This is a genomic window from Ruegeria sp. E1, from assembly GCF_056534225.1.
Window position 1 is genome coordinate 25,359 of record NZ_JBQFPE010000012.1, and the last position, 20,842, is coordinate 46,200.

A 20,842-nucleotide genomic window follows, 5' to 3' on the forward strand; every position below is an offset into this window, starting at 1 on the left:
CGCTATTGCCCAGTTTCCGGATCACCTGCCTTGGTCGAAGCGATTATTCAACTTCGGATCGGTCACGCGAGCGACGCACACGCTGGTTCAGTCTTCTAGGTCGCAGCCTCAAGCGCTTGGTCCAGGCCAGTTGCAACCTGATCCACGTCACCCATTGACAGACAAAGCGGGGGAACCATGCGCAGGCATTGCTGGAATGGGCCGGATTTTGACAGGATAATGCCCTGCGCACGGCAGGCTTCGAATACTTCGTTGGTCATGTCCCTGTCTGGCGTTTTGCTGCCGCGGTCCTTGACGAATTCAAGCGCCAGCATCAGGCCCTTGCCCCGCACGTCCCCGATGGCGTGGTATCTGTCTTTCAAGTCGTGCAAACGCTCCAGCAGCGCGTCGCCAACTGCGCGCGCGTTTTCCTGCAGGCCTTCGTCGCGCAAGACGGCCAAGACCGCCCGCGCGGCAGCCGCTGAGGTCGGGTTGGCCCCATAGGTATGGAACATGAACTTTTCAGCCATCGGTTCTGCGATATGCTTTTTGGCAACAACCGCGCCGATGGGAAAGCCGTTGCCCAGACCTTTGGCCATGACGATGATGTCGGGCACAACGCCATCGGCTTCAAAGCCCCAGAAATGCGCGCCGGTGCGGCCAAAGCCCGATTGCACCTCATCCGCAATATAAAGCCCCCCCGCCGCGCGCACTTTTTCGGCCGCGCCGGACATGTAGCCGGGCGGCATTTCGATGATCCCGCCATAGCCCTGAACGCTTTCGACGAACATCCCCGCAATCTGCCCGGATGTGGCCGAGGCGATAGTGCGGCCGATCTCGTCCAGATAGGGTTGTGTACCGGGTCCGAAGATGCCGCGATATTGGTTGGGTTCGGGGATAAAGGCGACGTTTCCGGGCATTCCAGGATGACGCCAGCCTGAAATACCGGTGATCGATTGGGCCGCTGCAGTCGGGCCGTGATAGGCGGTGCGCAGGGCCAGCAAGTCCAGATTGCCGGTAAAGGTGCGGGCCATTGTCATCGCCAGATCGACCGCCTCGGACCCCGAATTGGTCAGATGCACCACCCAGTCATGGCCCTTTGGCATTGTGGCCGCCAGTTCCTCGGCCAGATGAGCGGGTGTCGGGTGATAGAACATGGTTGTGCAATGCGTCAGTTCTTGCGCCTGCGCCGTGGCGGCGGCCACCACGCGCGGATGGGAATGGCCGACCGAGATACAGACATTCATACCCAAAAGGTCGGTGTATTGCCGCCTGTCCGTGTCCCACAGATATTGCCCATGCCCTTTGCGGAACACGATCGGGTCGCGAAACGGGGTAAAGCGGGTCAGTGAAGCGGCGTAATACCGGTCACGCCGGGCGGCTGTGTTGTCGAAATTCCAATCGGTGTGCAGGGGATGATCGGTCATGAGATGGCTCCGGCTTTCATGCGGGTGTTGTCGGGGTCAAACGGGGCAGCGGGCAGTACGGTCGCGCGCCGGTGCCGCCCTAGAATCGAAACGGTCAGGCCACCGCGCGCCGATGCGTCGCGCAGATAGGCCAGTGCCAGGACCTTGCCGGTGCGATGACCATATGCGCCCGAGGTGACGATCCCGACGGACCGCCCCTTCTGCCACAGGCCATGCGCATAGAACGGATCGACCTCGCCGCTCTCAATCTCGAGCAGGATCATGTCCCACGGAGTTTCGCGCGCAAGCCTACCCCGCAGGTCCTTGCGCACGAATGAGGTCAATCCAGCCTCGAGCGGGCTGCGTTCGGTGGTCAGGTCGCTACCCCAAGCGCGATAGCCCTTTTCCAGTCGCATGGAATTGGCAGCATAGGCTCCGTAGTATCCAAGACCATGCGGCAAGGCAGCCTGTTCCAGCTTTGCAAACAAGTCCACCGCATTGTCGCGGGGAACGTGCAACTCCCACCCGCATTCACCCAGATAGGACACTCGCAACGCGCGCAGAGCAACCCCGTTCACGTCGGCCTCGCGGGCGGACAGCCACGGCATATCGGCCAGACCGGGCAGGACGTTGGGGGCTTTGGGCCCCATCACTCCGATAACGGCGTAATCTTCGGTCACATTTTCGATTTTGACGTGAAAACCTGCGGCGCGGTTTTGCAGCAGGTCAAAGTCGATCTCTTCCGCCGCTGCGGCTGACGTAAGATAAGCAAGGTCTTCGCGCAGCCGGGTCACGGTGAATTCGGACAACACACCACCCGCAGGGGTCAGCGCATGGGTCAGCCCGATGCGCCCGGGTTTGGGTGCACGATTTGCCCCAAGCGCCTCGAGAAAGGCGGCCACGTCCGGGCCGCTGACTTCGAATTTCGAGAATACGGACAGATCAGCCATTGCGATGCGGTTGGTGGCCGCGTCCACCTCGGCGGCCACGGGCGCGAACCAGTTGGCCCGGCGAAAGGTATCATCCGCTTTGGTATTGGGTGCATCGGTGAACCAGTTGGGTCTTTCCCATCCATGGGCGAACCCCATCACCGCACCGCGTTCGATCATCAGCTCATTCAGCGGCGACAGTCGCAGGCCGCGTCCGGCGGGGCGTTCCTCGTGCGGGTAATGCACACCGAATTGCAGGCCGAAACTCTCGATGGCCTTGGCGACGCGATAGTCGCGATCCACCCAAGCGCCAAAGCGGCGGCTGTCCACGGCCAGCGCGTCCATCGGCGGCGCGCCGTTGGTCATCCAATGTGCCAGGAACCAGCCCGCACCGCCGCCCTCCATCACGCCCATCGAGGACCCGGTCAACAGCCACACATTTTCCAGCCCGTTTGCAGGGCCGATCAGTGGGTTGGCGTCGGGCGTGAAAGTGATCGGCCCATTGATCACTGACTTGACTCCGCCGGTTTCCAGCGCCGGGATGCGGTCCATCGCGGCCAAGATGATATGTTCGACGCTGTCCAGATCGGGGGGCAGCAGATCCGCACCAAACTCGGGCGGCACGCCATCGATAGACCAAACTTTGGCGTTTTTTTCGTATGGCCCCAAAATCAAGCCATCGCGCTCCTGGCGCACATACCAGCTTTCCTCGGGATCGCGGATGATGGGCAGTTCGGGCAGATCATGCGCGATGCGCTCGGCAATTGCAGGCACGGTATCGGTCACCAGATACTGGTGCAGCACCGGGACTGACGGGATGTTGAGGCCCATCATATGCCCTATTTCCCAACCCCAGGTCCCGGCGGCGTTCACCACATGCATTGTCTTGACCGGCCCTTTGGACGTATCGATCAACCAATTGTCGTCCTCGCGGCGGATGTCGGTCACCGGACAATTGCGCCAGATCTGCGCGCCGCCCTTGCGGGCAACCTCAGCCATCGCATGTGTCGCAAGCGTGGGGTCTACGTGGCCGTCGTCTGGCTCGTAAATGCCGCCGATCAGCCCGTCGAGTTTCGCCAGAGGGTGCAGCTCGGCTATGCGTTCGGGAGTCAGAACCTCCAGCGGATAGCCGGTGAAGTCCGATATGCCCGCCACATGGCGGAACTCATCCATCCTATCCGGGTTTCGCGTGATCCGCATCGCGCCCGAGCGATGGAACCCGCAATCCCGCCCTGTCTCTTGTGGCAGGATATCACGGTAGAGCCTGACCGACGTGGCACGCAATTCCTGAATTGTCGGATTATGGGCGAAATGGGTACACAAGCCCGCCGCGTGCCAGGTGGAGCCGTGGGTCAGGTCGTTTTTCTCAACCAACAGCACGTCGGACCACCCGGCCTTGACCAGATGATACATCAGCGACACGCCCATCGCGCCGCCTCCGATGATGACGACCTGGCATTTAGTCATGCGCGCATCCTTTCGTTGGTCGGGTCAAAGGGCGGGTAGCGCAGTGGTGTTGCCGCATAGCTTTGCCCCGCCACCTTGACCGCGAACTGCCGTTGACAGGTCTCGGCCAAAACCTCGCCCGGTTTGGTTGAAACCAGCGCAAGGCACAGGTTCAGCCCGGTACGCGGGCCACGCGCGCCCGAGGTGGTAAATCCCACGTGGCGTTCTGCTTCAAAAACCGGCTCATCATGCAGCATGAGCGCGTCACCTTCGATCTGCATCAGCACCAGCCGTTTACGCACACCTTCGGCCTTTTGCGCGGCAAGAGCATCCTTGCCGATGAAATCCTTGGTCCAGTCGATGGTGAAATCCAGCCCCGCCTCAAGCGGCGTGATCGTCGGATCAAGGTCATGACCCCAATGCTTGAAACCCTTTTCGATCCGGCAGCCATCGACGGCGAAATGGCCCAGAGGGGTTGCGCCCGCAGCGATCAGTTTATCGAACACTGCGGGCGCTATGGCATTGGGCAGCGTCAGTTCCCAGCCATATTCTCCGACAAAGCTGATACGGGTGGCGCGGGCGCGTTCGCCCTCAAGAGCAATGCTGCGCACCTGACCCGGCGGAGCACACGCCCAAGTCGCGTTGGCATTGAGGTGCTGCAGGGTCCGGCCTGCACCTTCACCCATGACGCCAAGTGTGCAGAAGTCTTCGGTCACATCCACAATGGCGAAACCTTCCGGCAAAGCCCGACGCATAAACGACAGATCCCGCGCTCGTGTCGCCGCACCCGAGGTGATGTGGAAATGATCCTGAGCCAAACGCGAAATGGTCACGTCCATTTCGATGCCGCCGCGCGCATTCAGGATCTGCGTGTAAACCGCGCGCCCGACCGGCACATCCATCTGCGCCGTGCAAATCCGGTTCAGCGCCGCGACCACGCCGGCGCCGGTAACGTCGATTTTGGTAAAGGGGCTTAGGTCAATCAGTGCGGTGTCTTCCGCCATCGCTTCGGCCTCGTGGGCCGCATTGGCCCACCAGCTCTGTGTGCCGACGGAATAGGGATGCGCATCGCCGTACCAAAGCCCGCGCTCCCACCCGGCGGTCTGGCCGAATTGCGCGCCAAGCTGCGCCCAATGGTCGTGCAAGGCAGATTTGCGCAAGCCCCGACCCGCTTTGGGTTGCTTATAGGGCCAGTGCAGGGCGAACAGGTCCGAGACGGCCTCTTCCATGCGGGCAGCCATATGAGAGGGCGTTGCCGCGATCGGATCCGCGCGAGCGACATCGACCTCCCACATATTCATCGGTGGGCATTCATCGACGATGCAGTCCGCCAGCGCCCGCCCGATCCCGGCCGAGGACATCACGCCGACCGAGTTCATACCAGCAGCGATAAACAATCCGTCCACATGGGTTTCGCCAACCAGCGGGCGGGTGTCGGTGGTAAAGCTTTCGGGGCCGTTCATAAAATGCTGGATGCCCACGGTTTCCAGCGCGGGGCACAGCGCCAGCGCGGCCTCCATGAACGGCGCAAACTGATTCCAGTCTTCGGCCATTTCCAGAAAGGCGCGGTCGCCTTCGGGCCCATAGGCATCCCAGCATTTGGCGTCGGGTTCAAAACCGCCGATCACCAGCTTGCCCGCATCCCCCTTGATGTAGATGCCGCGATCCAGATCGCGGATCACCGGGAACGGGTCCGTCAGATCGGGCATGGGTTCCGTGACCACATACATATGTTCGACCGCCTGCAAGGGTAGGGCGACGCCCGCAGTTGCCGCAAGCTCTCGCGACCATGCGCCGGTGGCAATCACCACCCTGTCGGCCAGCATCTCGGTCCCGTCGGACAGGGCAACGCCGGTGACCCTTGCACCCTCTGTCAAAAGCCGTTCGACCTGTACATGTTCGCGGATGGTGACGCCCCGTGTCTTTGCGGCGCGGGCATAGGCCATGCACAGGTCCACCGGGTTGACATTGGCATCCTCGGGAACGTGCAGCGCGCCGACATGGCTTGTGAGGTCCAGCATGGGCAACGGCACTTGGTCTGTGGCAATGACCTGTGGCGACAGCCCCTGCACCGCGCCCAGATCGGCAATGCGGTGCAGCTCATCCATCCGCGCGGTCTCGCGCGCTAGCCAATAGCCACCGGTCCGCCGATACCCGGTGGACATGCCGGTTTCGGCCTCAAGCGCCGGAAATACCTCCAACGCGGCCGAGGCCAACCGGGTCATGTTGGGCGTCGCTCTCAACGGCCCGACGATACCCGCCGCGTGCCACGAGGTGCCCGAGGTCAACTGGTTGCGCTCCAGCAGCGTCACATCTGTCGCGCCGCGTTTGGCAAGGTGATAAGCCACGCTCAACCCGATGGCCCCGCCGCCGATGATCAGAACGCGCGTCATCAGAAGTAATCCCGGTCCGGCTGTTCGGCCTTGCGCATCGCGATGTAATCCTGCAGCGCGGCGTCGATATCCGGATCAAGGCCGGGGTCTTCATAGACCTCCAGCCGCTCTTTCCAGATCGTATTTGCCCGGGCAGCGGCGTCTTGTTCCCCCGCCGCCAGCCATTGCTCGAATGAATTGTCATCAGGCGTCCAGGGGCGGAACAGGGCCGACATGAAATTGGCCTGTGTGTGTTCTGACCCAAGAAAATGCTGACCCGGCCCTGTTGCGGCAATCGCCTCCATCGCCTGTGCGTTTTCGCTCATGTCGATGCCATCGAAAAAGCGCCCAATCTTGCCGCAGATGTCGTGATCGAGGATGGTTTTTTCAAAAGACGTCACCAGCCCGCCTTCCAGCCATCCGGTGGCGTGGTTGATCAGGTTGGCCCCGGCAAACATCGACATCAACAGGCCCCAGGTGGCCTCTTGCTGGCTTTGGGCATCCGGTACTTTCGACGCGCTCAGAGTGCCGACCGTGTGCAGCGGCACGCCCAACCGGCGGGCAAGCTGGCCTGCGGCCAGAACCATCAGCCCGGCTTCGGGCGTGCCAAAGGTCGGTGCGCCGGATTTCATTGACATGGTCGAGGCAAAGCTCCCCATCAGACAAGGCGCACCGGGGTTTACCAACTGGGTCAGCGTCATCGCTGCCATGGTTTCTGCCAGCACCTGCGCCAGCGTCCCGGCCACGGTCGAGGGCGACATGGCCCCGGTCAGCACCCACGGCGTACAGGCAACGGGTTGACCGGCGCGCGCATAGGTTTTGAGCGCACCGGACATGTGACTGTCCATCACCAGCGGCGCGTTTGTGTTCGAGACGCAATAGAGCACGGCGTTTTCGGCCAGGTAGTCTTTGTCAAACACGATCCTCGCCATGTCGATGGCATGGCCGGCCCGTTCGGCCCCGATAAAAGCCCCCATGAAAGCCCGATCAGAGTGGCGGATATGGCCGTAAAGCATATCGAGATGGCGTTTATTTGCAGGCAGGTCTACCGGCTCGCAGACCACTCCGCCTGAATGGTGTAGCCACGGCAGGCTGTGATGCAGCTTTATCAGATCGATGAAATCCCGGTGCGAAGCATAGCGACGGCCCCTGTCCAGATCGTGCACGAAGGGCGGCCCCCAGGCGGGGCACAAAACGCTGGCATCGCCACCAAGCTGCACGTTGTTGGCGGGATTACGCGCATGTTGAATGAACTGCGCAGGCGCGGTTGCAGTGATGATCTTGCGGCAGAAATCGGGGGCAAAGCGCACGCGGGTCCCGTCCACGTCACATCCCGACCGCGCGAATATCTCAAGGATTTCGGGATCGTCAGGAAACTCCATCCCCGTCTCGGCCAGAATGGTATCGGCATTGGCCTCGATTTGTTCCAGCCCGGCTTCGCTGAGCACGTTGAATGTCGACAGCTTGCGCAGAATGAACGGCGCGCGCGACCCCGAGGTCGCGCGATCAGTTGCCGCATTCCGGCGGCGAGAGGATCTGAGTCTTGCCATGATCACACTCTTGCGCAGGTGCTTGACCCGAACCAAGAATTTCCCAACAGTATAAGAAAGAATTATACTAAGGATGCGCCATGCTGGATCGCCGTAGCCTGCCACCCGGCCTGATACGTTCGCTTGAAGTTTTCGTCGCCGTGGCGGAAACCGGGCAGATGCGCGCGGGTGCGAAACTGCTCAACCTGTCGCAGCCGGCAGCATCGCAGCATATAACCGCATTGGAAACGGCGTTTGGCACGACGCTGCTGGATCGCAGCTCTCGTCCGGCGCGGCTGACATATGCTGGGCTGCGTTTGCACGGAAAGGCGCAGAGAATACTGGACGCGATATCAGACATGGAAACCGAACTACGCCATGTCGGTCAGAAATCGTTAAGCTTGTTGCGGGTCGGCCTTCAGGCTTCCATCGCAACAACCCTGACCCCATCCCTGATTGATCTCGCCCAGCGGGCATTCGGGGTCGAAGACATCACTCTTCACGCGGGGCAAAGCGGCAACCACGAACACCTGCTTCGGACCAAGCGCGCGGATCTGGCGATTACCTCCAACCCGTTCCTCGACATGGATGGGCTGGAGCGACACCACGTCCTGACCGAGAAATACCTGCTGGTGCTGCCCGGAGCCTATGAAGGCCCAACCAACAGTCTGGAGGCGATCCAGACCCGGCTCCCGCTTGTGCGGTTTGGCGATACCACAAATGCAGGCCGTCAGATTGCCCAGCATCTGCGCCGCCTGCGGTTCGAGCCGAACAAAGTCATCCAGGCTGATCGATCCAGCATGGTAACGTCTTGCGTCTCGGCGGGTCAGGGCTTCAGCTTGCTGACGCCTACATTGCTGATTGACGGCATGGTTGAAAACATGAACCTCCGCCTACAGGAGCTGCCGGTCTCGGGCTTGTCGCGCACCTTGACGGTTGTTGCCAGAAAAGGCGAACTTCGGGATCTGCCCAAGGCTTTTGCGGATGCGTCGAAGCAGAAACTGTCAGAGCAGATCGGCGCGCAGATGGGCGCTATTGCGGATAAAAACGTGGCCTATCACTGAACATGCCAGCGCCGGGTCACGCCGCTGTGGATGCCATTGACTCGCGCGCGGCAAAATGGGTCCTCGAACAAGGACCTGCCCGGACCCTAGTCCGCGTTCAGCAGGCCCTGAGTTTGTAACTGAATAGCCTGCCGTACGCGAAGATCGTTTTCGAACAGAGCATTCGCCTGCTCGGCGGCCTGACGCGCCTTGTCGTGTTCACCAAGTGTCGCGTAGGACCGGACCAGCATCACCCAGCCGTCGGGATCGTTCGGGTCTGAGTCCAGGCGCGCCGCGAGGCCAGCGACCATGCCGGCGATCATGTCGTCGCGCTCGGACCGGGACAGGGTTGCGGCGTCGGCCATGTCCTCGGTTGTGGGGCCGCGGGATTGAGGCGGAAGAAGGTCCAGACCCAGATCGAACTCGGCCTGCGCGATGAGGTCCAGCACAAAGGGGGCCGCTGCAAAGTGGCGGCGGGCCGAGGTGATGGCCTCGGCTGCGCCTTCCGTATCGCCCTGATCCGCGCGGGCGCGGGCGAGCGCGATCCAGCTTTTGTGATCCATCGGGTCCGCTTCGAGTGATGCAACCAGTGCGGCGACCTGATCGGATGCAGCGTCGCTTTGGCCCGAGCTTACAATCTCGGCCCCGGTGGCATCCGGCAGATACATGGTGACATCGGTTTGCAGGAACCGAGCCATGTTGACGATATCGCGCCGGACCAGCGGCATCCACGGGGCATCCGCCGCCGAGTCGCGGGCCAGCAGGGACCAGCCCTGGATCGCGCCCTCGAAATCCTGCGCCTGCGCCTTGGCCAGCGCGACATAGTAGCGGGCGCGGGGGTCGGCGTGATCGGTGGCAAGCTGTTCAAAGATCACCCTGGCGGCACCGGGCACCTTGTTGCCATTGGCCAGTGTCATCGCCTCGGCATAGGCAGACAGAACGCCGGGCCGGTCCTGCGCCAGATCGGCGGCTTGACGGTAGGCATCCGCCGCTGAAGCATGATCACCAAGCGCGGCATAGGATTGTGCAAGGGTCCACCACGTTTCAAAGCTATTGGGCTGCTCTTGAGTCTGTTCGATCAGCAATTGAATGCGGCTGCCGATATCACCGGCATCGGCGCGGCGGATCATTTCTTCGGTCTTGCGCGCCGCCAGCGGCATGTCGGGGTGCCGGGGGTTCCCGATTCCGGAATACATCGCGATCGTCGCAGCGCCAACAAACAGGGCCAGACCCGCCGCTGTTGCCAGCGAACGGGGCGAGGACAGGAAACCCGCATCAAGCCGACGGGCAGCGCCAAGCGCCCGACGTTCGATCTCCATCCTGGCAGACTCGCATTCGCCTTCGCTGATCTGACCGGCCGTGAGATCGCGCTCCAGCTCGTCCAGTTGATCCCGGTAGATTGAAATTGCGCCGTCGGAACTGGTCATTTCGATCGAGCGGGCCCGGAAATAGGGGCGTGCCATCCAGAGACCGGCAAGACCGGTGACTGCACCTGCTATGAGCCAAAATTCCATCACCCAACCTCGTTTTTCAGAATGCGTTGTGCTTCGGCGCGTGCGGCGCTGTCCAGATCGGAGGTGTCTTTTTGTGGTTTTCTTCCGCGCAGGTAAAACGCGGCCGATAACCCGCCGATGGACAAAAGCAGAATCGGCGTCAGCCATAGAATATAGGTATGGCGTTCGACCGGCGGTTTCATCAGAACATAGTCGCCGAACCGCTCCCTCACATATGCAAGGATCTCCTGATCGCTGTCGCCTGCGGTGATCCTTTCGCGCACCACGATGCGCAGGTCCTTTGCTATTCCGGCATTGGAATCGAAGATCGACTGATTGCGGCATTTCAGGCACCGAAGGTCGCGGCCAATCTCGCGCGCGCGTTCTTCCATCGCAGGGTCGGCGAACATCTCGTCCGGGTCCAAAGCGGCTGCACCGGTGGCAAACCCCGCAAGGATGAGTGAGAGGAAAAGGCGTTTCATGTCGCCTCCTATTCTGCTGGTGCAAGCACAGGGTTGCGTTTACCTGCGGGCACGCCGACCCGCAGGCGGCGGTCGGCCACCGATATCAGCGCCGCAAAGGCCATCAAAGCCGCGCCAAGCCACATCCAGGGAATGCCAGGGTTGTAGTAGTAGCGGGTCACAAAGCCGCCGTTTCCGTCGGGGTCGCCGAGCACTGCGTAGAGGTCTCCGTGCCAGGTGGTTTCGATCCCGGCCTCGGTGGTCGGTTTCTGCTCGACGGGATACCATCTGCGTTCGGGGAACAGCACGGTCACCAGATCCCCACCACGCGTGACGCGAACCGCCGCGATTGAGGTCTGGTAGTTTGGTCCGCGTCGGTTTTCGATATCCATCAGAGTGAATTCGTACTGGCCGACGGACACCTCTTCGTCGATGGCGACGGTCTGGATGCTCTCATGGCTCCAAAGGCTTACGGCGACAACACCAGCGGCGGCTGTGGCAAGACCGAGATGACCCAGATACAGCCCCCATGCAGACAGGGGCAGCCCGATCAGACGGCGCAGGGTGGCATAGGGTTTTGCCGTGCCGAGGCCAATTCTGCGACCCAGATCCTGAAGGGTGGCGACCGCCAGAAAGCCGGTTACAAAAACCCCGAACAGACCCGCAATTCCGGGATTGCCAAGAAATACGATGACAGCCACGGTGATGGCAAGCGCGCTGAGGGCTGCGATCCCTGTGCGCCGCAACACCTCGGCACCGCGTGCCCGTTTCCAGCTGAAGAACGGGCCGATCCCCGCCGCAAACATGGTGATCCCGAAGATCGGCAGGAATGTGCGGTTGAAATAGGGGGCTCCAACCGTGATCTTGTCGCCGGTTATGACTTCCAGCGCCAGGGGATAAAGCGTTCCGACAAAGACAACGCCGGTTGCCGCTGCGATCAGCACATTATTCGCCAAAAGCCCGGTTTCTCGGGAAACGGTTGCAAACACGCCGCCTTCGTCAAGATCACCCGCGCGGAAGGCGAAGAGTGTCAGGGCCCCGCCGATGGCGATGGACAGCAGCAACAGAATGAATACACCTCGTTCAGGGTCGGTGGCAAATGCATGTACCGATGTCAGGATACCGGACCGCACCAGAAACGTGCCGATCAGCGACAGTGAAAATGTCAGGATCGCCAGCAGGACAGTCCACTTCAGCAATGCATTGCGCTTTTCCACGACGATGGCCGAATGCAGCAGCGCCGTGCCTATGAGCCAGGGCATGAAGGATGCGTTTTCCACCGGGTCCCAGAACCAGAAGCCACCCCAGCCCAGTTCGTAATAGGCCCACCAGGACCCAAGGGCGATCCCGGCGGTAAGCCCGGACCAAGCCAGCAACACCCATGGACGCATCCAGCGCGCCCATGCCGGATCGATCCGACCCGTCATCAGGGCGGCCACGGCAAAGGAAAAGGCGGTGGAAAAGCCGACATATCCAAGATACAGCAGCGGCGGATGCAGGGCGACGCCAATATCCTGCAGCAATGGGTTCATCCCCTGACCATCGATGGGTGGATTGGCGACACGTTCGAACGGGTTCGAGGTGATGAGGATGAACAGAAAGAAACCGACGCCGATCATGGCCTGAACCGACAATACTCTGGCGCGTATCTCGATCGGGATCATGCGCCCAAAGACCGAGATCAGAACGCCGAACAGGGCCAGCATCAGCACCCACAACAGCATCGACCCTTCGTGGTTGGCCCAGACACCGGTAACCTTGTAGATCATCGGCTTGGCCGAATGCGAATTGAGTGCAACGGTCAGCACAGAAAAGTCCGACACCACAAAGGCATAGGTCAATGCGGCAAACGCGGCGGCGGCCCCCAGGAATTGCACCTGTGCGGCGCTGTCAGCCACACGCATCCCCGAGGCCGATCCGCGCCATGTGGCGACCAGTGGCACCACAGATTGAACCATAGCGGCAACCAGCGCCAAACACAGGGCCAAATGTCCAAGCTCGACAATCATTGTGCGGCCTCCAATGCCGGTGTGTGCAGACGCTGGGTCTCGGGGTGTGGAACGGGAACCGGCAGGCGGCGCGCGACCGCGTCCGCATCGCTCAGAACGAACTCGCTTTTGTTCAGGAACTTGACCAAACCGGATTTCCTGATCCGGCTGAGGATGCGGCTGACGGTCTCTGAGTTCAGGCCCAGATAGTCCGCGATATCCTCGCGCGACATTGTCAGGCGGATGACCGGAACAGCCGGTTGCTGGGCCATCTGGCGCGACGCGGTTTCCGCCAGAAACATCAGCACACGCTCATAACTGTCCAGCCGTCCAAGTGTTGTCATATGCTGCTGGCTGCGCAGCAGGCGGTGATGCACCAGCTTAAAGCTGTCGGTCAGGAACTGTGTGTGCCTGCTTAGATCGTCAGCGGCCGAGGACAGGTCGAGATCGCAGATCAGGCAGGGCTCAAGCGCCTCGAGCCAGCTTGATCGTCCGGGCCCGGCCATTCCGCTGCAGATGATCTCGCCGGGTTCCTCGATTCCAAGGATTTGCCGCCGCCCGTCTTCGAACACCGTGCAGGTGGCGGCTGTGCCCCTGAGCACGATCCAGAATCGCAGGCAATGCGATCTTGCATCGGCCTCGATCCGGTCGCCACGGTCCAGCCTGTGAAAGCGCGGTGCAATCTTTGGCGAGTCGCAAAAACGCACGGGGCACTTGTCCCGTAAGCTGCAGCTGGCAGGGGAGTCTTTCAGAGGCTTGCGGGCCGGAAATTGCATGGCTGTCTCACGGCGGTTGCTGGCTTTCGCAGATCATTTACCATTCGCGCGCAGTTGGCTTTGAGGTAAATCAAACAAAATGGGCCTTATAAATAAGGCGTTCCCGCGCAAACTCGTCTTTTCTGACAATTGTCAGGGCGGTGAAACTCACAGGATTGTTACCATTGCGTGACCGGTAGCCCCTTTCAGGAGTGAGTCCCCGTGAGACGCATTGCAGCCACCTTCTTCGCATTTATGATCGCCGCAGGCTGGGCCGTGGCGCAAGACGCCCCTGAACAAGTCGACCCGGACCGCGCAGCCGAAATGGGCTGCCTGTCCTGCCATGAAGGTATCGAGGATTTCACCACCGGCGTGATGATGGATACGATCAAGGCGCTGGGGCCGGATTACAACGACCCCGACGGCTGTGTTGTCTGCCACGGCGGCAACCCTCAGGGTCTGACAGCTGATGAGGCGCACGCTGGAACACCCACTGAACTGGCCGAAGCGGGCGGGCCGCACACATTCTACCCTGACCCCGGCGCTGTCTGGATCGCGGACAAGTCCTGCGGTCAGTGTCACGATGGATATTCCGAACGCCTGATCAAGTCGCTGATGAACACCGAGGCCGGTAAATTGCAGGGCAACCTGTGGTCCTGGGGCGTTTTGGATACGCGCCGGTCTGTTTATGGCAACTATGATCTGGTCGATGAAGACGGGTACGAGCCTTCGGTGGGCACCGATGCCTATAAGGAATACATGCTGGCCTATGCCGAGTCGCATCCTGATCAGTTGCCCCCTTCGATGGAGCAGGTGCCGGATGTCGATGTCAACGCAATCTCTGAACATCCCAATCTTGCCGGTATCACCTATTCGCGCCAGCAGTGTCAGCGGTGCCATGTCGGTGTGAACGGGCGCGAAAAGCGCGGTGACTTCCGCGGGGCCGGGTGTTCCTCGTGCCATGTGCCGTATTCGAACGAAGGGCTGTACGAGGGCGGCGACCCGATGATCGCCAAAGACCAGCCCGGCAAATTGCTGACCCACCAGATGCAGGCAAGCCGGAAATCCGTCGTCAAACACGGGGATCTGGAGTATTCCGGTATACCGACCGAAACCTGCGTCAGCTGCCACAATCGCGGCAAGCGGATCGGTGTCAGCTATCAGGGGATCATGGAGTTCCCCTATGGCTCGCCCTATAACGAGACCGGCGGCAAGCAGCCCAAACTGCACACCAAGAATTACCTCTATATCAAGGAAGACCTGCACCACGCGGTTGAATCGCGCGAAGGCAACCCCGAGGGCGGGATGCTCTGTCAGGATTGCCACACCACCGTCGATATGCACGGTGACGGCAACCTGCCCGGAACCACGCTCGCTCAGGTCGAGGTCGAGTGTGAAGACTGCCATGGCACCGTCAGCAAATTCCCCTGGGAACTGCCGCTGGGCTATGGTGAGGAATTCCAGACAGATCTGGAGCAGGCACCGCGTGGCCTGACCGATGAGCTGACGGACGAACAGTATTTTGCCGAGGTCTATGATGAGGAAGACGGCTATCTTCTGACCGCACGTGGCAACCCGTTTGGCAACGTTGTCAAGCGCGGCAGCAAGGTGATCATGCACTCGGCCAGCGGTCTGGATTTCGAAGTGCCGGTTCTGGCGCAGATCGCTCGGGACGGGACGTGGAAATCGCCGAACGCAAAGGTCGCGATGGGCAGTGTCAACAAGCATATGGAAAGCATGGAATGTTATGCCTGCCACGCGGACTGGGCGCCGCAATGCTATGGCTGTCACATCACCGTCGACTATAGCGAAGGCAAGACGGATGTGGACTGGATCACCAACGCCAACAACCGGCTGGACAATGGTCTGACGGCGGATGCTCCGCTGGGCACCAACGGTCTGACCGGGCCGGGCAAGGTTTCGGAAACCCGCAGCTATCTACGCTGGGAAGAACCTACCCTTGGCATCAATGGCGAAGGCCGCGTCAGTCCGCTGATGCCCGGTTGTCAGGTGATCACCACCGTGATCGACAAGGATGGCAACACTGTTGTTCAGAACGAAACCTGGATGACGCCGGATGCCGGAGGCACCAAGGGTCTGGATCACGCCGCTGTTCAGCCGCATACCGCCGGACGCGAGGCCCGGACCTGCGAGAGCTGCCACAACAATCCGAAAGCGCTCGGATATGGTATCTCGGGCGGGCGCTTCCTGCAAAACTATGACAAGGGCTTTGTTGTCGATCTGAAAACCGAAGACGGTCAGGTTATTCCACGTCAGTCGCAGTACCAGTCGGTGCCGATCCCGTCGCTGGATCACGACCTGAGTCGGATCGTGACCGAAGAGGGCAAGCAACTGGTAACCGTCGGATCGCATTGGGATCTGACCGGCCCCCTGCCGCAGGAGATGCGTGAAAAGATGGAACGCACCGGCCTGTGTATGGGTTGCCATCAGAACATGACCAACGAAGATCTGTGGGATCAGGTAAATTCCGAGAAGTTCGTCAACAATCGCGAACATCAGGATGTCATGGATCAGGCGCTTCACGCACTGGCCGACAAGAAATCGGATAACTGACACCAGACAAATCCGCCACCTGTGACGGGTGGCGGGTCAACCAAATTATCTCAGGGGATACGTCATGCGCCCATCGATCCTGATCTCTGCCGCTCTGCTGCTCGGTACGCCGGTATTCGCCCAGTCCGAGGGAACATCCGCCGGATATGCCGCGGCAGACCTGATGAAACCCTGTCAGGAGGCCGATAACGACGCGCGTGACGGAGGCCCGGCCGAAACCGAGTGCGAACAATACATCATTGGCTTCGTTCAGGCGCTTGAAGTGACCGGTATGTCCGGCCCGGGAACAGATACCTGCCCGCCCGCGATCAACACCGCTGACGAAGTCCGTTGGGCGCTTATTCGCTGGATTTATGGCGATTTCAGCAATCGCAAAGCAATACCCGCTTCGCAGGCTGTCATGGGCACGTTGAAAGAAGCGTTTCCCTGTTCGAGTTGAGGTTTTCTATCGAAGTTCTCTAACCAGAATGAATTTGAAACGCGTTGCAGATGGCATTGAATGGGTTTGTCTGCTTTGCAGCAAAGATCTGGCCCAGATTCGGCTTCAATCTGCAGCAGAAACTTCCAACCTTTTACCTGTTTCAGGATCAAACAGGTGCATATGCGCAGGCACGACTGAGAACCGCATATTCGGGTGGCGACCCTCGATCGGGTGGACACCTGGAAGGCTGATCGTGATCATCTCGTCAGATCCCGTCAGGTGGCCGTGCAACAGGGTGTTGGCCCCAAGCGGTTCCGCCATCTGAATCCCCGCCTCTATAGGGCCATTTTCATCCAGCACCAGATGCTCTGGGCGTATGCCAAGTTTCAAAGCGGTGTCTGGCCCCTGTGACGCTCCAACGCCGATGTCTCCGATATTGATGGTCCCGTTCTCGCGCCTTGCGTCAAAGATGTTCATCGCGGGGCTGCCAATGAATTGCGCAGCGAACAGAGACTGCGGTGTCTCATAGACCTCAAGCGGGGTTCCGATCTGTTCGGCGATACCGCCGTTCATCACAATCATCCTGTCTGCCATTGTCATGGCTTCGACCTGATCATGGGTCACATAAAGCGACGTGATCCCCAGTTTTTCCTGAAGCTCGCGAATCTCCAGCCGCATTTGAACGCGCAGCTTGGCGTCGAGGTTGGAAAGCGGTTCGTCAAACAGGAAAACCGCAGGTTCGCGGACAATTGCCCGCCCCATCGCCACCCGTTGACGTTGACCCCCGGACAGTTGTCTGGGTTTACGATCCAGCAAAGGTTCCAATTGCAGCAGTTTTGCAGCATCAGTCACCTTTTTGTCGATCTCGGCTTTGGGCAATCCGGCGATCTTCAGTCCATAACCCATGTTTTGTCGCACCGACATATGCGGATAAAGCGCATAGTTCTGGAACACCATGGCGATATCGCGATCCATCGGCTCTTTGTCGTTGGCACGTTCATCGCCGATCCGAATTTCGCCCGATGTTACGGTTTCAAGCCCCGCAACCATGCGCAACAGGGTGGATTTCCCGCAGCCCGACGGGCCGACAATCACGATGAACTCACCATCTGCGATGTTGATGTCGATGCCGTGTATGACGTCAGTTGGGCCAAAGCTCTTTTTGACGTTTTCAAGTGATACAGTTGCCATTTCTTATTTCTCGCTATCGACAAGGCCGCGGACAAAGAGCTTTTGCATTGACACCACAACGATGACTGGTGGGATCATCGCCAGAATGGATGTCGCCATGATCGTCGGCCAATGCGCAAAATCATCGCCCGAAGGGAACATCTGTTTGATACCCATAACGATGGTGTTCATTTCGGGATCAGTGGTGATCAAAAGCGGCCAGAGGTATTGGTTCCACCCATAGATGAACAGGATCACGAACAGTGCGGCGATATTGGTCCGGCTCATCGGCACCACGATGTCGATGAAAAACCGCATCGGTCGTGCCCCATCAACCCGCGCGGCCTCGGCAAGTTCATCGGGGATCGTCAGAAAGAACTGACGAAACAGGAAGGTGGCCGTGGCTGAGGCGATCAGGGGAAAGATCAACCCGTAATAACTGTTGAGCATTCCAAACCCGGCTACGACTTCGAAGGTGGGAACGATCCGCACTTCGACTGGCAGCATCAGGGTCAGGAAGATCAGCCAGAAGAACGTCGTCCGACCCGGAAATCGGAAATAGACAATCGCAAAGGCCGACAACAGAGAGATAATGATCTTTCCAACGGCAATGCCAATTGCCATCACCAGACTGTTAAACAGCATCGTCGCCACTGGCACGTTGACGCCCGAGAACAGCGCCGCCTTATAGTTCACCCAGAACTGATCTCCGGGCACGACAGGCATCGGCGGCGAGACGATATCGGCCTGTGTAACGGTCGATGCGACAAAGGCCAGCCAGATGGGGAAAAAGATGATCAGAACGCCAAGGATCATGAAAGCGTGCGTCAGCCAGATGCCCGCGCCTCGTTTCTCGACCATACCGTGTTGTTGGGCAGCCATCAGTAGTGCACCCTCTTTTCCACGTATTTGAACTGTATGACGGTCAGCAGACCCACGACGATCAGTAGGATAACCGACTGGGCCGAAGACGAACCCAGATCCTGGCCCACAAACCCGTCCGAGAAGACCTTGTAGACCAGAATGGTCGTCGCCTGCTGCGGCCCTCCTGCAGTGATGGTGTGGATCACACCGAAGGTCTCAAAGAAGGCGTAGACGACATTTACAACCAGCAGGAAAAACGCGGTCGGCGAAAGAAGTGGCAGAACAATCGTAAAGAACCTTCGCCAGAAATGGGCCCCATCAATCGCCGCCGCCTCGATGACCGAGCGGGGCACAGATTGCAGCGCCGCGAAGAAGAACAAGAAGTTATAACTGATGCGACCCCAGGCCGAAGCGACAACCACCAGCACCATGGCCTCGGTGTCATTGAGAACGTGATTCCAGTCATACCCGAGTTGCCCAAGATACCAGGACACGACGCCGACGCGTGTGTTGAACATGAACAGCCACAGCACACCTGCAACCGCCGGGGCGACAGCGTAGGGCCAGATCAGCAACGTCCGATAGACACCGGACCCTTTGATCAGACGATCCGCGATCACGGCCAGAAACAGGGCCGGGATCATCGAGCACAATGTCACCAGCGTTGAAAAGATCGCCGTCGTCACGAATGACGCGCGGTAATACTTGTCGCTCAGCAGAAACTCAAAGTTGCCGAGGCCGACGAACTGCGCTGAAAGCCCAAAGGGATCGGGTATGAACAACGATTGCCATACGGCCTGACCAGCGGGATAGAAGAAGAATACCGCGGAAATGATGACCTGAGGTGCAATCAGGGCCAACGGCAAAAGCCAGCCGCGAAATGTGACGCGTTTTTCCATCGATATTGCCCACTAAAATAGAAAATGCGGGCACGATGAAGGCCCGCATTGTATTACGCCTTACTGATTGGCGGATTCGAACCGGCGCAGCAGCGCGTCACCACGTTCTTTTGCACTGTCCATCGCTTCCTGAGCGGTCTTTTCGCCGGACCAGACAGCCTCAAGCTCTTCATCGATGATACCGCGGATCTGATCGAAGGATCCCAGCCGCAGACCTTTGGAATTGGCCGTCGGTTCTTTTGCGGTCATCTGGATCACCGCGATATCGGTGCCCGGGTTTTGTTCGTAGAAACCTGCGGCACGCGTAACTTCGCCAGCATCCGCCGTAATGGGAAGATAGCCGGTGTTCTGGTGCCACGAGGCCTGCACGCCCGAAGATGACAGGAAGCTGAGGAATTCACCCACGCCTTTGTAGGCTTCGGGATCATGACCTTCCATCACCCAAAGCGAAGCGCCACCGATGATGGTGTTCTGCGGCTCGCTCACCAGGGCTTCCCAGTAGGGCAGGGGGCGCACGTCAAAGTCAAACTCGGCCTCTGCCTTGATACCGGCATAGCCTGCCGAACTTTCGGTAAACAGGGCACATTCCCCGGCCCGGAAGTTCGCGCCGCCTTCGTTTCTGCGGCCGGTATAGATGAACTTGCCATCCTTGGCCCAGTCACCCATCGCCGTCAGGTGCGCAACCTGCGCCGGACCGTTCAGCATCAGCTCGGTATCGAGACCGGCAAAGCCGTTATCCTTCGACGCAAACGGGACGTCGTGGTAGGCCGACATATTTTCAAGATGAATCCAGCTTTGCCATGCAGTCACCAATGGGCATTCTTCGCCCCCGGCCTTGAGCTGTTCAAGCACATCTCCGACCTTTTCCCAGGTTGAAAGGTCCGTGTCGGGATCCACACCTGCTGCCTGCATTGCGTCACGGTTGACCCAAAGAACCGGCGTCGAAGAGTTGAACGGCAAGGACAGCATATCGCCATCCGTTGTGGTGTAATACCCTTTGACCGAGCCGATATAAGCATCCGGATCAAAGGAAGCACCGCTTTCGGCCATCACTTCGTGAACGGGTTTGATCGCCCCTTCGGCCGACATCATTGTTGCCGTTCCGACCTCGAACACCATCAGGATATGCGGCTGTTCACCGGCGCGGAACGCAGCGATCCCGGCATTCAGGGTTTCCGAGTAGTTGCCCTTATGGGCTTCAACAACAACAAACTCGTCCTGGCTTGCGTTGAACTCCTCGACCTGCGCTTTCACAAGTTCACCCAGCCGACCGGTGAAGGCGTGCCAGAACTGAACTTCGGTTTGCGCCATGGCCGCCACAGGGCACAAGACGGTTGATACGGCAAGAGCGCCAAGCAAATTCTTTTTCATGATTCCTCCCATGCATCTGGTTCGATGCTTCGTTGAATACCGACCGCAACGCGTAAACGGCACACATGACAATTTCACGACGTTAACGCTACAAGAATATAATTCAAGCCCGGTCTGGTGGATAAAAAAATAACATGATGTT

Annotated in this window: 15 protein-coding genes; 3 read left to right on the top strand and 12 right to left on the bottom strand. The window is 59.6% G+C overall.

Annotated features, from left to right (window positions below; translation table 11 throughout):
* Positions 1 to 95: 95 nt before the first annotated feature.
* From ACR0FG_RS15400 to ACR0FG_RS15415, 4 genes are read right to left on the bottom strand one after another with little or no spacing between them, the layout of a single operon-like run.
* Entirely contained in the window at positions 96 to 1,406 is a 1,311-nt protein-coding gene (locus tag ACR0FG_RS15400; RefSeq protein ID WP_480893906.1) for an aspartate aminotransferase family protein, read from the bottom strand.
* Positions 1,403 to 3,781 carry a GcvT family protein gene (locus ACR0FG_RS15405; RefSeq protein WP_480893907.1) on the bottom strand — a complete coding sequence of 793 codons (2,379 nt, stop codon included), beginning with the start codon at positions 3,779 to 3,781 and terminating at the stop codon, positions 1,403 to 1,405. Before ACR0FG_RS15405 ends, ACR0FG_RS15400 begins: the two co-directional genes overlap by 4 nt.
* A complete protein-coding gene (locus tag ACR0FG_RS15410) occupies positions 3,778 to 6,153 on the bottom strand; it encodes a GcvT family protein (protein WP_480893909.1) in 2,376 nt (791 codons plus the stop codon). Before ACR0FG_RS15410 ends, ACR0FG_RS15405 begins: the two co-directional genes overlap by 4 nt.
* Entirely contained in the window at positions 6,153 to 7,682 is a 1,530-nt protein-coding gene (locus tag ACR0FG_RS15415; RefSeq protein ID WP_480893910.1) for a trimethylamine methyltransferase family protein, read from the bottom strand. Before ACR0FG_RS15415 ends, ACR0FG_RS15410 begins: the two co-directional genes overlap by 1 nt.
* A gap of 80 nt (positions 7,683 to 7,762) precedes the next feature.
* On the opposite strand from ACR0FG_RS15415, the gene ACR0FG_RS15420 reads away from it, so the two are divergent.
* The gene (locus tag ACR0FG_RS15420) at positions 7,763 to 8,725 is read left to right on the top strand and encodes a LysR family transcriptional regulator (protein ID WP_480893912.1); all 963 of its coding nucleotides are present in this window, start codon (positions 7,763 to 7,765) and stop codon (positions 8,723 to 8,725) included.
* 86 nt (positions 8,726 to 8,811) lie between these two features.
* Here ACR0FG_RS15420 and ccmI read toward each other — a convergent pair whose 3' ends face one another.
* From ccmI to ACR0FG_RS15440, 4 genes are read right to left on the bottom strand one after another with little or no spacing between them, the layout of a single operon-like run.
* Positions 8,812 to 10,218: a c-type cytochrome biogenesis protein CcmI gene (gene ccmI, locus ACR0FG_RS15425; protein WP_480893913.1), complete on the bottom strand. Its 1,407-nt coding sequence runs from the start codon at positions 10,216 to 10,218 to the stop codon at positions 8,812 to 8,814.
* Positions 10,218 to 10,679, bottom strand: coding sequence for a cytochrome c-type biogenesis protein (locus ACR0FG_RS15430; RefSeq protein ID WP_480893915.1), 462 nt, complete (start codon positions 10,677 to 10,679; stop codon positions 10,218 to 10,220). The genes ccmI and ACR0FG_RS15430 overlap by 1 nt, the downstream gene beginning before the upstream one ends.
* 8 nt (positions 10,680 to 10,687) lie before the next feature.
* Positions 10,688 to 12,667 carry a heme lyase CcmF/NrfE family subunit gene (locus tag ACR0FG_RS15435; RefSeq protein WP_480893917.1) on the bottom strand — a complete coding sequence of 660 codons (1,980 nt, stop codon included), beginning with the start codon at positions 12,665 to 12,667 and terminating at the stop codon, positions 10,688 to 10,690.
* Positions 12,664 to 13,353, bottom strand: coding sequence for a Crp/Fnr family transcriptional regulator (locus ACR0FG_RS15440; protein ID WP_480893918.1), 690 nt, complete (start codon positions 13,351 to 13,353; stop codon positions 12,664 to 12,666). Before ACR0FG_RS15440 ends, ACR0FG_RS15435 begins: the two co-directional genes overlap by 4 nt.
* A 270-nt stretch (positions 13,354 to 13,623) precedes the next feature.
* Here ACR0FG_RS15440 and ACR0FG_RS15445 point away from each other — a divergent pair, with 270 nt between their 5' ends.
* Positions 13,624 to 15,975 (top strand): multiheme c-type cytochrome, encoded by a 2,352-nt coding sequence (locus ACR0FG_RS15445; protein ID WP_480893920.1) that lies wholly within the window; start codon positions 13,624 to 13,626, stop codon positions 15,973 to 15,975.
* Between the two features lie 64 nt (positions 15,976 to 16,039).
* Positions 16,040 to 16,414 carry a Rap1a/Tai family immunity protein gene (locus ACR0FG_RS15450; RefSeq protein WP_480893921.1) on the top strand — a complete coding sequence of 125 codons (375 nt, stop codon included), beginning with the start codon at positions 16,040 to 16,042 and terminating at the stop codon, positions 16,412 to 16,414.
* A 105-nt stretch (positions 16,415 to 16,519) separates the two neighbouring features.
* Here ACR0FG_RS15450 and ACR0FG_RS15455 read toward each other — a convergent pair whose 3' ends face one another.
* The 4 genes from ACR0FG_RS15455 to ugpB are packed head-to-tail and all read right to left on the bottom strand — an operon-like array spanning position 16,520 to position 20,700.
* Complete coding sequence (locus ACR0FG_RS15455) at positions 16,520 to 17,587, bottom strand: sn-glycerol-3-phosphate import ATP-binding protein UgpC (RefSeq protein ID WP_480893922.1); 1,068 nt, start codon at positions 17,585 to 17,587, stop codon at positions 16,520 to 16,522.
* Positions 17,588 to 17,590: 3 nt separating this feature from the next.
* Positions 17,591 to 18,427, bottom strand: a complete 837-nt coding sequence (gene ugpE, locus ACR0FG_RS15460) for a sn-glycerol-3-phosphate ABC transporter permease UgpE (protein ID WP_170712252.1) — start codon at positions 18,425 to 18,427, stop codon at positions 17,591 to 17,593.
* A gap of 20 nt (positions 18,428 to 18,447) precedes the next feature.
* Positions 18,448 to 19,329 carry a sn-glycerol-3-phosphate ABC transporter permease UgpA gene (gene ugpA, locus ACR0FG_RS15465; RefSeq protein ID WP_480893923.1) on the bottom strand — a complete coding sequence of 294 codons (882 nt, stop codon included), beginning with the start codon at positions 19,327 to 19,329 and terminating at the stop codon, positions 18,448 to 18,450.
* Positions 19,330 to 19,389: 60 nt separating this feature from the next.
* The gene (gene ugpB, locus ACR0FG_RS15470; RefSeq protein ID WP_480893924.1) at positions 19,390 to 20,700 is read right to left on the bottom strand and encodes a sn-glycerol-3-phosphate ABC transporter substrate-binding protein UgpB; all 1,311 of its coding nucleotides are present in this window, start codon (positions 20,698 to 20,700) and stop codon (positions 19,390 to 19,392) included.
* Positions 20,701 to 20,842 lie beyond the last annotated feature (142 nt).

Bases quoted from the DNA above. Each gene is read 5' to 3' on its own strand.
- ACR0FG_RS15430 (WP_480893915.1), bottom strand. From the start codon at position 10,679: ATGAAACGCCTTTTCCTCTCACTCATCCTTGCGGGGTTTGCCACCGGT.
- ugpB (WP_480893924.1), bottom strand. From the start codon at position 20,700: ATGAAAAAGAATTTGCTTGGCGCTCTTGCCGTATCAACCGTCTTGTGC.
- ACR0FG_RS15410 (WP_480893909.1), bottom strand. From the start codon at position 6,153: ATGACGCGCGTTCTGATCATCGGCGGCGGGGCCATCGGGTTGAGCGTG.
- ACR0FG_RS15400 (WP_480893906.1), bottom strand. From the start codon at position 1,406: ATGACCGATCATCCCCTGCACACCGATTGGAATTTCGACAACACAGCC.
- ACR0FG_RS15420 (WP_480893912.1), top strand. From the start codon at position 7,763: ATGCTGGATCGCCGTAGCCTGCCACCCGGCCTGATACGTTCGCTTGAA.
- ACR0FG_RS15435 (WP_480893917.1), bottom strand. From the start codon at position 12,667: ATGATTGTCGAGCTTGGACATTTGGCCCTGTGTTTGGCGCTGGTTGCC.
- ccmI (WP_480893913.1), bottom strand. From the start codon at position 10,218: ATGGAATTTTGGCTCATAGCAGGTGCAGTCACCGGTCTTGCCGGTCTC.
- ACR0FG_RS15405 (WP_480893907.1), bottom strand. From the start codon at position 3,781: ATGACTAAATGCCAGGTCGTCATCATCGGAGGCGGCGCGATGGGCGTG.
- ugpA (WP_480893923.1), bottom strand. From the start codon at position 19,329: ATGGAAAAACGCGTCACATTTCGCGGCTGGCTTTTGCCGTTGGCCCTG.
- ACR0FG_RS15415 (WP_480893910.1), bottom strand. From the start codon at position 7,682: ATGGCAAGACTCAGATCCTCTCGCCGCCGGAATGCGGCAACTGATCGC.
- ACR0FG_RS15455 (WP_480893922.1), bottom strand. From the start codon at position 17,587: ATGGCAACTGTATCACTTGAAAACGTCAAAAAGAGCTTTGGCCCAACT.
- ugpE (WP_170712252.1), bottom strand. From the start codon at position 18,427: ATGGTCGAGAAACGAGGCGCGGGCATCTGGCTGACGCACGCTTTCATG.
- ACR0FG_RS15450 (WP_480893921.1), top strand. From the start codon at position 16,040: ATGCGCCCATCGATCCTGATCTCTGCCGCTCTGCTGCTCGGTACGCCG.